The following is a 12,697-nucleotide window of genomic DNA, read 5'->3' on the forward strand; positions in this document are numbered from 1 at the left end:
TGAGAACGATCAGACAAGCCGAAACAATTTGCCCGGATTGAAGATGTTATCGGGGTCGAGCGACGTTTTGATGGCGCGCATGAGATCCAGTGCATTTCCTGCCTCTTCGGCAAGAAAACTCATCTTGCCCTGGCCAATGCCATGTTCGCCGGTGCATGTGCCGTCCATGGCAATGGCGCGGCGGTTGAGACGGGCAACAAAGGCCTCTGTTTTCGCAACGCTTTCGGCGTCCTTGCCATCAAACAGAATAAGCACATGGAAGTTCCCATCACCCGCATGGCCGACGATCGGCGCCAGAAAGCCGTTCTCGGCAATATCCCGCTGCGTTTCCACGACGCAATCGGCCAGCCGTGAAATCGGCACGCAGACATCGGTGGAAAGCCCGTCGAGATGTGGTGCCAGCGCCCGCGACGCCCAATAGGCGTCGTGGCGCGCCTTCCACAGCTTGTTGCGCTCCGCCGCATCGCCCGTCCAGCGGAAATCGACGCTGCCGCATTCGGCTGCAATCTCGGCGAACTGCTGCGATTGCAGCGCCGCCGTCTCCTCGGTGCCATGGAACTCCACGAAGAGTGTCGGCTTTTCCGCATAGTTCAGACCGGAATAGGCATTGCAGGCGCGCACCTGCACCTCGTCAAGCAATTCGATGCGGGCGACCGGAACGCCCATCTGGATCGTCATGATGACGGCATCGCAGGCCGCCTTGATACTGTCGAAGGTGCAGACACCGCCGGTGATCTTTTCGGGAATGCCCTGTAGCCGCAGCGTCACCGAGGTGATGACACCGAGCGTGCCTTCGGCCCCCACGAAAAGCCGCGTCAGGTCGTAACCGGCGGACGACTTGCGGGCGCGCCGCGCAGTGCGGATTTCCTCACCATTGGCGACAACGGCGGTGACGGCCAGAACATTGTCCTTCATCGTGCCGTATCGCACGGCATTGGTGCCGGAAGCGCGCGTCGAGGCCATGCCGCCAATCGAAGCATTGGCGCCGGGATCGATCGGAAAGAACAGGCCGGTATCGCGCAGATAGACATTCAGGTCCTCGCGCGTCACGCCCGGCTCCACCGTCACGTCAAGATCTTCGGCATTCACCTCAATGATGCGATTCATCCGGCTGAAATCGATGCAGATTCCACCATTGGGCGCGTTGACCTGCCCTTCGAGCGAAGATCCCGTTCCGAAGGGAATGACCGGCACCTTGTATTGTGCGCAGGCCTTCACCACGGCCTTCACATCATCGGCGCTTTCGGCAAAAACGACACCGTCGGGCGCCTGCAGGGTCAGGTAGGTGGTGGTATGGCCATGCTGCTCGCGAAACGCCTGGCCCGTCTGGAGCTTATCGCCCAGCTGCTGCTTCAGCACCGCGAGCGCAGACGCGATACCCTCTTCGTTCCGCTTGCCCGCCACCACATCCTTCAGTGCCATCGTCAATCTCCACCGCAACATCTGCCCGTAACGGATTCGATCCGTTACGAAATTTCGTCAGGTGGTATGGGATAAGGTTAACGCTTTGTCCAGCATCGCGATTGCACCGGATGCGGTTTGGCGCCACCCTATTCCGCTGCGAGCAACGGCTTGTCTTCCTCCAGCGCTTTGCGGCGGGCGGCAAGTTCGAGTTCGCGGTGAAGGCGAATTTCTTCATCTGCCTGCGGTTTGGCGAAGCGGGCGATCAGCAGGTAAGACACCGGGGTGATGTAAAGCGTCACCAGCGTCGCAAAACCGAGACCGCCGACGATGACCCAGCCGAGTGCGATGCGCGCTTCCGCACCCGCCCCCTGCGCCAGCACCAGCGGCACGCCGCCGAGAATGGTGGCGATCATCGTCATCATGACGGGGCGCAGGCGGATGCTGGTGGCCTTTTCGATCGCCTCACGCACGGTCGCACCCTGATCGCGCAGATGATTGGCGAACTCGACAATCAAAATACCATTCTTGGCCATGACGCCGACAAGCAGCACAAGCCCGATCTGGCTATAGACGTTGAGGCTCGAGCCCGTGACCAGCAGCGCGATGACGGCGCAGGCGAGACCGAGCGGCACCGTCGACATGATGATGACCGAACTCAGCACGCTTTCAAACTGCGCGGCCAGCACAAGGAAGATGATGGCGATGGCGAAACCGAAGGTCAGCAACATGCCGCTCGAATTTTCTTCCAGCGTCGCCGCTTCACCCAGCGGCAGCAGACGCGCGCCTGATGGCATCACGGATTGCGCCAGTTCGTTCACCTTCTCCATGGCCTGACCGAGCGACACACCGTCTTTGAGGTTGGCGGTGAAACCGACGGAAGGAAGCTGCTGCTCGCGGTTCAACTGCGGCGCAACCGCATTTTCCTTGAGCGTGGCGATGACCGACATCGGCACGATCTTACCGTCGCCCGTTTTCAGGAAGACGTTTTCCAGATCGGTCGGATCGTTGATCGGCCGGGTAGAAGACAGGAGCCTGACCGGGATAGCATCGCCATCCACGAAGACATCAACGATCGAGCGACCTTCCAGCAGCGACTGCATCGAACGCGAGAGGCCGGTGATGTCGATACCGAGATCGGAGGCGCGCTCGCGGTCGATGGAGACGGAAAGCTGGGCCTGATTGGGCTCGTTGTCCAAACGCGGCGTATCGAATAGGCCGCTTTCCTCCATGGAAAGCAGCAGTTTCTGCGTCGCCTCTGTCAGCGCCGGATAGTTGCTGCCGACCATCGCCATCTGCAGGCCGTTGCCGGCGCCGCGAATGCGCAGACTGTTCGGCTGCATGGCATTGCCGCGCAAAGCCGGAACCTTGTTGGCAGCGGAGGTGACGTCAGCCGCGATCTGGTTCTGGGTGCGCTCGCGATCCGCCCATGGGGCGAGCGTCAGCACCATGAAGCCGGTATTGGAAGAACCGTTCATGCCGGTGATGGAATAGACATTGCGGATTTCGCCACTGTCACGCAGCGGCTTCAGATTTTCTTCGATCCGTTGCAACTGGTCGCGCGTATATTCAAGGCTGACGCCCTGCGGCGCGGTGACCCGCATCATGACCGAGGCGCGGTCCTCGCGTGGCGTCAGTTCGTTCTGGATCATGCCGAAAGCGATCCACGACAGGCCCGAGAAGATCAGCGCCACGACGATGACGATCAGCGGATTGTTGAGGCAGGCGGCAAGCGTCGTCTTGTAAGTGGAGGCGAAGACATTGCCGAACCAGGCGAGCGGCCCCGTCGGTTCCTTCAGCCCCTGTTTCAGCATGCGTGAGGCCAGCATCGGGCAAAGCGTCAGCGCCGTCACCGAGGACAGGCCGACGGCAAAGGCCAGCACGAAGCCGAATTCACGGAACAGGCCGCCAAGCTGGCCCGGCAGGAACGACAGTGGAATGAACACGGCGGCAAGCGTCGCCGTCGTTGCAATAACGGCGAAGAAGACTTCCTGCGTGCCGAGAACGGCAGCCGCGCGCGGCCCCATGCCTTCCGCCCGGCGGCGCACGATATTTTCCAGCACCACGATGGCGTCATCGACAACAAGACCCGTCGCCAGAACGATGGCAAGCAGCGTCAGGATATTGACCGAGAAGCCAACCATATAGATGGCGACGATGGTGCCGATCAGCGCCACCGGCATGGTGATCGCCGGAATGAGGGTCGCCCGCCAGTCGCGGAAAAAGAGATAGAGCACGACGACCACGATGAGCGCGGAGAGCCCGAGCGCCAGTTCGACCTCGTGCAGCGCGCCTTCGATGAAGACGGCGTCATCGCTGGTGACGACAATACGCGTGCCCTCAGGCAGATTGGCGGACATGGCATCGACGGCGGCCTTCACACCCGTTGAAATATTGAGCGTGTTGGACTGCGCCTGACGGATGACGCCGAGACCGACACCCTGCACCCCATTGGAGCGCAACGAGGTGGATTGATCGTCAGCGCCGAGCATGACGGTCGCCACATCCCGCAGGCGGATATTGTCCTTGATGAGAAGGTTGGAAAAATCCTCCGGCTTCGTCAGACTGGCCGTGGCGCGCACGACAATGTCCTGCGTCGTGCTTTTCAGCGATCCCGCCGGCACGTCGAGTGCGGCGCTGGCAAGCGCATTGGAAACATCGGTGACGGTCAGACCACGGCTGGCAAGAGCAGCCTGATTGAGATCGACGCGAAAAACCTTTTCCTGATCGCCGTAAAGCTCGACATCCGCCACACCATCGACAGCGGCCAGGCGGTCGATGATCTCGTCATCCACCAGCTTGGTCAAATCTTCCATGCTGAGCGTGGAGGATGTGACGGCAAGGCGCATGATCGGCTGGCTGTCGGAATCCGCCTTGATGATCTGGGGTTCGTCGGCATCGTCGGGCAGCTGATTGGTCACGCGGCCGATGGCGTCGCGCACGTCATTGGCGGCAACGGCCATGTCGACATTGTCGCTGAACTCCATCGTCACGCGGCTGGTTCCGAATTGCGAGCTGGAAGCGATCGATTTGATGCCGCTGACACGCGCCACGGCGCCTTCGATGGTCTGCGTTACTTCCTGGTCAATCGTTTCCGGCGCCGCCCCCTCATAGGTGGTCCTGACGCTGATCGACGGACGGTCGACATCGGGCAATTCGCGCACTTCGACGCCAACCAGCGCCGCAAGGCCGGCGACGACCAGCAGCGTGTTGAGAACCGCCGCCAGAATAGGCCTGCGCACGAAGAGCGCGGTAAAGGCGAGTTTGGAATCCTGACCGGAAGACGGTTGCGTCATTGGCTGGCGACCTCCTCGGGCTTCGTCTGATTGCCGACACGCACTGCGCCACCTTCTCTGACGCGCTGCAGACCCTCGATCACGACAGGCTCACCCTCGGCCAGTTCGGCCTTCACGAGAACGGCATCCGGGTTGCGCTGCACGATCTGCACCCGCACCTTGTTGGATTTATTGTCGGTGACACGCCAGACATAGGAGCCTTCCGCATCCCATTGCACGGCGAGCGGATCGACAGAGGCATAGGTCTCGCCGGCAAAACGCATGGTGACGCCGAAGGACATGCCGGCCCTCAGCTCGTCCTTCTCGTTGCCGAACTTCGCCCGGATGCGGATGGTGCGGCTGGCCTCGTCGACGCGGTTGTCGACAGCCTCGATCTCGCCGGTAAATGTCTCGCCGGGGCGGGAAATGGATGTCGCCTCCACCGGCATACCGACTTTAATTGCGGTTGCGAAACGCTCAGGCGCCCAGAAATTGACGAGAATTTCAGAACGATCGTCGATGCTGACGATGGTCGATTGCGTGGTGACGTTGTCGCCGACATTGGCGGCGACGATACCGGCCACGCCTTCGATGGGGGCGACGATATCGCGCCGCTTCAAATTCAGTTCGGCCGTGCTGAGCGCCAGCTTGGCGGCCTCTTCGGCGATCTGCGCATCCATCACGTCAAGGCGGGAGAAAGATTTCAGGTTCTTGTAGGAACTGGATTTTTCAATGGCGCTGCGCAACGCGACCTGCGCCTTGTCGCGCTCGATCACCTGCTCTTCATCATCGAGCCGGGCGAGTACCTGTCCCTTCACGACACGCGCGCCGGCAGCCGTGCGGATTTCCGAAAGCGTGCCGGAGACCTGCGGCATGACCACGACCGACTGGATCGCCTGACCATTGCCGATGGCGTTCAGCCGGTCATTGACAATGCCTTTTTTCGCCGGAGCCGTCACAACAAGGGTAGCGTTGCCATTGCGGCGGTTGCCACCGGCGTTCTGACCCGCCGACGGACCAGCCGCAGCGACTTCGACAGCCGGCGCCGGCACAATGCCTATCCCGATACTGGCAAGCACATTACGGGCGTCAGGCGAATAAAAACCCCAGAGACAGAGCCCTGCCCCCACCACGGCCAGACTGACACCCACCTGTTTCCAGACCCGCATATAGTTCTCCGGTTAATCATCGCAGCATAAAACAGCCCCTGAAGCGCCGACTTCGGGACATGAGCAGTATTCCCGCTCGTCTGAAACGAGGCAACGCACAAATCCGTTTCTTACGTAATTGTAATTTGTGATGAATTCTCGTCGGACGCACCAAGAAGGCCATTTTTATCGCAAATATTCCGAAGCGCGGTAATCTGCCGGCAGGAAATGAGCCGGAGGAAACCATGAGCACCGTCACGAAAACACAAAATCCCGAAGCCGATCCGCGCGTAAAAGCGGTGTTCGATGATATCCGCGCCACCCGCAAATCGGATTTCATCAACAATATGTGGCTTTACCTCGCCTTCGACCCCGATCTCCTGGAAAAGACCTGGGCAGAGGTGAAGGCGGTGATGGCGACACCCTCGGCGCTCGATCCACTGGTGAAGGAAATGCTTTATATTGCGGTGTCGGTGACCAATGGCTGCTCCTATTGCGCCCATTCCCACACGGCGGCCGCAAAAGCCAAGGGCATGACGAATGAACAGCATGCCGATCTGATGCGGGTGATCGCGCTCGCTGCCAAGACCAACCATCTCGCAGTGGCGCTGCAAGTACCGGTGGATACCGCTTTTGATGCTGACAGGCAGGCATGAACCCGAAAAAATGCCTTGGAATAGGCGTTTTGACCGACGATACCGGAATAAAAGCAGAACGCGGTTCTGGCCTTTATATCCCGAATCACTACATTGGGCCGCATGAGCAACAGTTTCGACGATATGCCGTTCTTCGATGAAGAACCCGTGGCACCGCGCAGGGCGACCAACAATGCCCCTTCGGAAAACGGCGGCGGGCTTGGCATTGCCGCCCGCGCCATGGCGGCGCGCGACCAGACGCGGCCGGCACACGATTATCTTTCCGGCCTCAACCCGGAACAGCGCGAGGCCGTCGAAACGCTTGACGGACCGGTTCTCGTTCTCGCCGGCGCCGGCACCGGCAAGACCCGCGTTCTGACGACCCGCATCGCCCATATTCTCGCCACCGGCCGCGCCTATCCAAGCCAGATCCTTGCCGTGACCTTCACCAACAAGGCGGCCCGCGAGATGAAGGAACGTATCGGCGTCCTCGTCGGCGGCGCTGTCGAGGGCATGCCGTGGCTTGGCACCTTCCACTCCATCGGCGTCAAGCTTCTGCGCCGCCATGCCGAGCTCATGGGCCTGAAATCGGATTTCACCATTCTCGATACGGATGACGTGGTGCGGCTGATCAAGCAGCTCATTCAGGCCGAAGGTCTTGATGACAAGCGCTGGCCGGCAAAACAGTTCGCCGGCATGATCGACGGCTGGAAGAACAAGGGCCTGACGCCGCCGGATATTCCCGAAGGAGACAGCCGCGCTTTCGCCAACGGCAAGGGCCGTGAACTTTACACCGCCTATCAGAACCGGCTGAAAACGCTGAACGCCTGCGATTTCGGCGATCTTCTGCTGCACCCGATCAGCATCTTCCGCCGCCACACGGATATTCTGAAAGAGTATCACCAGAAGTTCCGTTATATTCTGGTGGACGAATATCAGGACACCAACACGGCGCAATATATGTGGCTGCGGCTTCTCGCCCAGCGCGCCAAGGACGAACCGCAAAACGTCTGCTGCGTCGGTGACGACGACCAGTCGATCTATGGCTGGCGCGGCGCGGAAGTGGACAATATCCTGCGCTTCGACAAGGATTTTCCCGGTGCCAAGGTCATCAAGCTTGAGCGTAACTACCGTTCCACCGAACATATTCTCGGCGCTGCCGGCCATCTGATCGCCCACAACGAGGGCCGTCTCGGCAAGACGCTGTTTACCGAGCGCAGCAGTCCGGACGACGAGAAGGTCGTGGTGCACGCCGCCTGGGATTCCGAAGAGGAAGCCCGCGCGGTCGGCGAGGAAATCGAGCAACTCCAGCGCAAGAACCACAAGCTGAACGACATGGCCATCCTCGTTCGCGCTTCCTTCCAGATGCGCGAATTCGAAGACCGGTTCGTGACGCTTGGCCTCAATTACCGCGTCATCGGCGGCCCGCGCTTTTATGAGCGCCTCGAAATCCGCGATGCCATGGCCTATTTCCGGCTGGTCTGCCAACCGGCCGACGATCTCGCCTTCGAGCGGATCGTCAATACGCCAAAGCGTGGCCTGGGCGATACGACGATCCGTAACCTGCACGACTATGCCCGCGCCCGCGATATCCCGATGCTGGCAGCCGCCGCCGACATCATCGAGACCGACGAGTTGAAGCCGAAAGCGCGCAAGGCGCTGTTCGATGTGGTGCAGGATTTCCGCCGCTGGCAGGGCCTGCTGGAAAACACCGAACACACCACGCTTGCCGAACAGATTCTCGACGAAAGCGGCTATACCGCCATGTGGCAGGCCGACAAGACGGCCGAAGCACCGGGACGGCTTGAGAACCTGAAGGAACTCATCCGCTCGATGGAATCCTTCGAAAGCATGCGTGGATTTCTGGAACACGTCGCCCTGGTTATGGATGCGGAACAGAATGCCGAGCTGGATGCCGTCTCCATCATGACGCTGCATTCCGCCAAGGGTCTGGAATTCGACACCGTCTTCCTGCCCGGTTGGGAAGAAGGCCTGTTTCCCCACCAGCGGGCGCTGGACGAAGGCGGTCGCTCCGGTCTGGAGGAAGAACGTCGTCTGGCTTATGTCGGCATCACCCGCGCCAAGAAGCTCTGCCATATCTGGTTCGTCTCGAACCGGCGCATTCACGGGCTGTGGCAATCCACCCTGCCCTCGCGTTTCCTCGACGAACTGCCGCCCGCCCATGTGGATGTCGCGGCTTCCGACAGCAATTATGGCGGTTATGGCGGACGCGGCGGTTACGGCCAGTCCCGTTTCGACAAGGCCGATCCCTTCACCAACAATTACTCCACCCCCGGCTGGAAACGCGCCCAGCAGAACCGCAGCGACGCCACCCGCGACAATTGGGGCACACGCTCCGGCCATGCGGTGGAGCGCATCGGTTACGGCGAAAGCGGCCCGCGCACCCGCACCATCGACGGCGAACTGGTGGCGAAATCCGTGGCTGACAAGCCCTCGAAATTCTTCGTCGGCGACCGTGTTTTCCACCTCAAATTCGGCAATGGCAATATTTCCGCGATCGAAGGCAATAAATTGACCATCAACTTCGACCGTGCCGGCGAAAAGCGCGTGCTGGATGGATTTGTGGAAAAGGTTTGATCCGACAACCATGAGTGCCTGGAGAGCGCTTTTCCCATAGCCGATGTCACGCCATTGCAATAAAGGAGTTGCAAAGGCGAACTGAAAACCGGGACGGGACTGCTTTGCACATATTGCCGAAAAGCCAGCGAAAGCTTGCCATTTTCCTGATCAACATGGATAGCGCTACAAAGCGCCTGACCGACATGAACGCCCGCCTCGATGCGATGGGGCTAAAGGCGGAGCGCGTTGCCGGCGTCAATGGCAGGGAGCTGCAATATCCGATCCCGGAATTCAGCGAAATTTCCTATATGCTTATGCATGGCCGCCGCACCTCGCCGCCGGAAATCGGCTGCTATCTCAGCCATGTCGCCTGCGCCAATAAATTCATGACTGGTGATGCCGATATCGCGCTCATCCTTGAGGACGACGTGGTCTTCGAGGACGATTTTCTTGATGCCATTGATGAAGCGGTTCTAAACGGTAACGACTGGGATATTCTGCGGCTGACGACGGTCAGCAACGGCCGCAAATTTGCATTCCGCGCCCTGTCCAATGGCCGATCGCTCGCAGTGGCGCTCACCCGCGAAAAAGGATCGGGCGCCTATCTCGTCAACCGCCGCGCCGGAAAATGGATATCGAAACTTATCCCCATGCGGCTCGCCTACGACATCGCCTTCGATCTGGAATATCTCTCCGGCCTAAAGGCGGCCTTCATCTATCCACTCTGCGCCACACAGGATGCAGACGGCGAAAGCCAGATCCAGAACAATCTGCGCATCTACCGCCTGCCGCGCTGGCGGTACTTCACCGTTCTGCCCTATCGCGCCTATCTGGAAACCAGCCGGTTTCTGCTGCGCGGCCTGCGCTTCCTGGTGGCAAAGGCGAAAGTGGCCATGGAACGCGGCAAACCCAAAGCTGTTCAGGCCGGCAGATGAACGTCCGGCTCATACCTCGCCGGGCGTGAAGCCGACGAGATAGACGGCCGCGATCACGGCTGCGAGAATGAAAATAGAGATGACGAAAATCGTCATCCTGTTCAATGGTTTGCGGGTCGTTTTCTTCATGGTGGAATAATGCGGCAGGAAGAACCTGGTTCCATGGTTCAGCCCTCGTCGTCACTGGCCCAAGCCATCAAGCGGCGGCCTCCGGACTTGGCAATCGGTGTAACAGGTAGTCGCGCATTTGCGCCAACGCCTCTTCCCTCGACAGACCTCCCGATTGCAGCCCCGACCGCAGCCATAGCCCGTCGATCAATGTGGTAATGCCCAGTGCAATGGGTTCACAGTCCCCTTTCGGCACGAGATGCCGCAAGGCAGAGAACAGATTGGAGCGCATGCGCGCATGGATGACCTTCTGAATTCGCGCAAGCTGCGGCTCACGCGGAACCTCCGCGCATAGCGAAAGCCAGGCATGACAGATCGATGGCTGAAAGAAGCTCTCGTCGAAGTTGGCCTCGATAATTGCCTCCAGTCTCTCCCGCGGGCTCGTGGCGCGATTAAGCCTCGCCACAACAACCTCCGCCAGTTTCACATTGGCTTCACGCATCGCATGTTCGAACAGCTCCTGCTTGCTTGCAAAATAATGCAGCACGATGCCTTTGGAGGCGCCCGCCTGTGCAGCCACCCTTTCGAGCGTTGCCCCGGCCATGCCCTCTCTCTGCAACACTTCGAATGCTGCACGTCTCAGCTCGGCCCGACGAATATCGCTTATTTTAGTGAGTCGCATTTCAGTCTCCTTGCAGAGACACATTGACAAATTTCCCCAAAAGATCAATTATTGTCCCATGGGTCAATTTAGTAACCACTAAGACAAAAGGCTGCCTCATGGGAAAGTGGATGAAAGTTGTTTCAGCAGCGGCGTTGGTGCTGGCAGGGGAAAGCCCCGCTTTTGCTGCCGATGCCGATGCGTGCAAGATGGTCAAAATGGCGGAGCCCGGCTGGAACGATCTCGCATTCACGACCGGCATCGCCATGACCCTTCTGAAATCGCTGCACTATCAACCACAGAGCCTGTTGCTCGGGATCGACGTCATCTACACCAGCCTGAAGAGCAAGGACCTGGACGTCTTCATGGGCTATTGGGACCCGGCGATGGTGAACTATTACAAGCCCTATAAAGAGGATGGATCGGTCGAAAAGGTCCGGACCAACCTCGTGGGAGCCAAATACACCTTTGCCGTGCCGACCTACGTCTGGGAGGCCGGCGTGAAGGACTTTTCCGACCTTCAGAAATTTGCCGACAAGTTCGACAGAAAACTCTACGGCATTGAGCCCGGCTCGAACCAGCTGATGCTGGATGCCGTCAAAGATCCGGCGCTTGGGCTGAAGGACTGGGAAGTCGTCGAATCCAGCGAACAGGGCATGCTTTCCCAGGTCGCGCGCTTTAACCGCAACAAGACGTTCATCGTCTTCCAGGGATGGGCGCCGCATCCCATGAACGCCAAATTCGACATCAAATATCTGACGGGCGGCGATAAATTTTATGGACCCGATTTCGGCGCGGCCACTGTCGATACCCAGGTCCGTCGAGGCTACCTGCAGGAGTGCCCGAACGTCGCAAAACTGCTCCAGAACCTTGAATTCGATGTCGAATTCGAAAACAAGGGCATGGATCTCATCATGAACGGCGGCCTGTCGCCGGAAGATGCCGCAGCGCAGGCGATCAAGGCCGAGCCACACCGGCTTGAAACATGGTTGAAAGACGTCTTCGCACTCGACGGCCAGAATGGTCTGGCGACCGTCAAGGCGGCGCTCGACCTATGACAGCTCCATCTTTGGACAATTGGGAAAAGCGCAAGCGTTTTGTCGAATTGCCGCGCAAGCGCCAAATGGCTTTTATAGACACTGGCGGTCCCGGGCCGGTGCTACTGATGCTTCACGGGTTTTCCGACACCAGCCGCAGCTTTTCCATTATCGAACCTTATTTCCAGGAATATCGGCTGATTGCTCCTGACCTGCCTGGTCACGGCGCATCGTCCGTAGGACACGGTTTTCATGTCGCAGACTTCGCTGAAACGATTGACCGCTTTCTGACGCTTATGGGCGTCTCGCGGTTCTTTGTGCTTGGCCACTCCATGGGTGCCATGACGGCAATCGAACTGGCCGCCCGGCGGTCCTCTTCCGTTCGAGGGCTTGCGCTCATCTCAGGGACGCTGGAGCCCGATTTCGGCACCGAAAGCAAACTTGCCAGGGATATCCTGGCGCTGCGCGATCCGATCAAACCGGCAGGCGGTTTCCTGCATGACTGGTATTCCTGCAGTCGACCGGTCAACGAGGAATTCCTGTTTCGAATGAAACGCGACGCGGCAAATATGGCGGCCACAACCTGGCATGGCGTTCTTAAAGCTTTTGCGGAAACTGATCTGCATTACAGCGCGTCGAAAATAAATGCGCCCGTGCTTTGCCTAGCCGGTTCTGAAGACCCTCTATTCGATGAATCCCATCGCCAGCAACTCTTCGAGGCTCTCCCCCTGGCGCAAACCGTAACGATGCCGGGCCATGGCCACAATCCGCACTGGGAAAATCCGCAAGGTGTTTCCACCTTGGTCACCGAATTCTTTGCCGAAGTGATGACGGATGCGAGCCCTGTCCGTGTCGAGACTGCCGCCGACAAGCGCTGACACATCCGCATGAATTCGGCAAACGCGGAGAATTCGATT

Annotated in this window: 9 protein-coding genes; 5 read left to right on the forward strand and 4 right to left on the reverse strand. The window is 59.3% G+C overall.

The genetic code is table 11. The features are described from left to right. Positions 1-9 precede the first annotated feature (9 nt). The 3 genes from GSF67_RS09435 to GSF67_RS09445 all read right to left on the reverse strand — a co-directional run bounded on the left by GSF67_RS09435 (position 10) and on the right by GSF67_RS09445 (position 5,845). Complete coding sequence (locus GSF67_RS09435; RefSeq protein WP_006310399.1) at positions 10-1,422, reverse strand: FAD-binding oxidoreductase; 1,413 nt, start codon at positions 1,420-1,422, stop codon at positions 10-12. A 128-nt stretch (positions 1,423-1,550) separates the two neighbouring features. Further along, positions 1,551-4,697 (reverse strand): efflux RND transporter permease subunit, encoded by a 3,147-nt coding sequence (locus GSF67_RS09440; protein WP_006310404.1) that lies wholly within the window; start codon positions 4,695-4,697, stop codon positions 1,551-1,553. Then, a complete protein-coding gene (locus tag GSF67_RS09445; protein ID WP_006310405.1) occupies positions 4,694-5,845 on the reverse strand; it encodes an efflux RND transporter periplasmic adaptor subunit in 1,152 nt (383 codons plus the stop codon). Before GSF67_RS09445 ends, GSF67_RS09440 begins: the two co-directional genes overlap by 4 nt. A gap of 224 nt (positions 5,846-6,069) precedes the next feature. Here GSF67_RS09445 and GSF67_RS09450 point away from each other — a divergent pair, with 224 nt between their 5' ends. The 3 genes from GSF67_RS09450 to GSF67_RS09460 all read left to right on the forward strand — a co-directional run bounded on the left by GSF67_RS09450 (position 6,070) and on the right by GSF67_RS09460 (position 9,974). Beyond that, complete coding sequence (locus GSF67_RS09450; RefSeq protein ID WP_006310406.1) at positions 6,070-6,480, forward strand: carboxymuconolactone decarboxylase family protein; 411 nt, start codon at positions 6,070-6,072, stop codon at positions 6,478-6,480. 102 nt (positions 6,481-6,582) lie between these two features. Continuing rightward, the gene (locus GSF67_RS09455) at positions 6,583-9,057 is read left to right on the forward strand and encodes an ATP-dependent helicase (RefSeq protein WP_035214643.1); all 2,475 of its coding nucleotides are present in this window, start codon (positions 6,583-6,585) and stop codon (positions 9,055-9,057) included. A gap of 104 nt (positions 9,058-9,161) precedes the next feature. Continuing rightward, positions 9,162-9,974 carry a glycosyltransferase family 25 protein gene (locus GSF67_RS09460; protein ID WP_006310409.1) on the forward strand — a complete coding sequence of 271 codons (813 nt, stop codon included), beginning with the start codon at positions 9,162-9,164 and terminating at the stop codon, positions 9,972-9,974. A 196-nt stretch (positions 9,975-10,170) separates the two neighbouring features. Here GSF67_RS09460 and betI read toward each other — a convergent pair whose 3' ends face one another. Continuing rightward, the gene (betI, locus tag GSF67_RS09465) at positions 10,171-10,764 is read right to left on the reverse strand and encodes a transcriptional regulator BetI (protein WP_035214645.1); all 594 of its coding nucleotides are present in this window, start codon (positions 10,762-10,764) and stop codon (positions 10,171-10,173) included. A gap of 110 nt (positions 10,765-10,874) precedes the next feature. Here betI and GSF67_RS09470 point away from each other — a divergent pair, with 110 nt between their 5' ends. Both GSF67_RS09470 and GSF67_RS09475 read left to right on the forward strand, forming a co-directional pair. Then, a complete protein-coding gene (locus GSF67_RS09470; RefSeq protein ID WP_006310412.1) occupies positions 10,875-11,801 on the forward strand; it encodes a choline ABC transporter substrate-binding protein in 927 nt (308 codons plus the stop codon). Next, positions 11,798-12,658 carry an alpha/beta fold hydrolase gene (locus GSF67_RS09475; RefSeq protein WP_035214621.1) on the forward strand — a complete coding sequence of 287 codons (861 nt, stop codon included), beginning with the start codon at positions 11,798-11,800 and terminating at the stop codon, positions 12,656-12,658. Before GSF67_RS09470 ends, GSF67_RS09475 begins: the two co-directional genes overlap by 4 nt. The last annotated feature ends 39 nt before the right edge of the window (positions 12,659-12,697 follow it).

Origin of the sequence: Agrobacterium sp. CGMCC 11546, assembly GCF_013365515.1 — a bacterium.
GTDB lineage: Bacteria > Pseudomonadota > Alphaproteobacteria > Rhizobiales > Rhizobiaceae > Agrobacterium > Agrobacterium fabrum.

Excerpts from the sequence above, each read along its gene's own strand:
- GSF67_RS09450 (WP_006310406.1), top strand. The coding sequence starts at position 6,070 with ATGAGCACCGTCACGAAAACACAAAATCCCGAAGCCGATCCGCGCGTA.
- GSF67_RS09435 (WP_006310399.1), bottom strand. The coding sequence starts at position 1,422 with ATGGCACTGAAGGATGTGGTGGCGGGCAAGCGGAACGAAGAGGGTATC.
- GSF67_RS09440 (WP_006310404.1), bottom strand. The coding sequence starts at position 4,697 with ATGACGCAACCGTCTTCCGGTCAGGATTCCAAACTCGCCTTTACCGCG.
- GSF67_RS09455 (WP_035214643.1), top strand. The coding sequence starts at position 6,583 with ATGAGCAACAGTTTCGACGATATGCCGTTCTTCGATGAAGAACCCGTG.
- GSF67_RS09475 (WP_035214621.1), top strand. The coding sequence starts at position 11,798 with ATGACAGCTCCATCTTTGGACAATTGGGAAAAGCGCAAGCGTTTTGTC.
- betI (WP_035214645.1), bottom strand. The coding sequence starts at position 10,764 with ATGCGACTCACTAAAATAAGCGATATTCGTCGGGCCGAGCTGAGACGT.
- GSF67_RS09470 (WP_006310412.1), top strand. The coding sequence starts at position 10,875 with ATGAAAGTTGTTTCAGCAGCGGCGTTGGTGCTGGCAGGGGAAAGCCCC.
- GSF67_RS09445 (WP_006310405.1), bottom strand. The coding sequence starts at position 5,845 with ATGCGGGTCTGGAAACAGGTGGGTGTCAGTCTGGCCGTGGTGGGGGCA.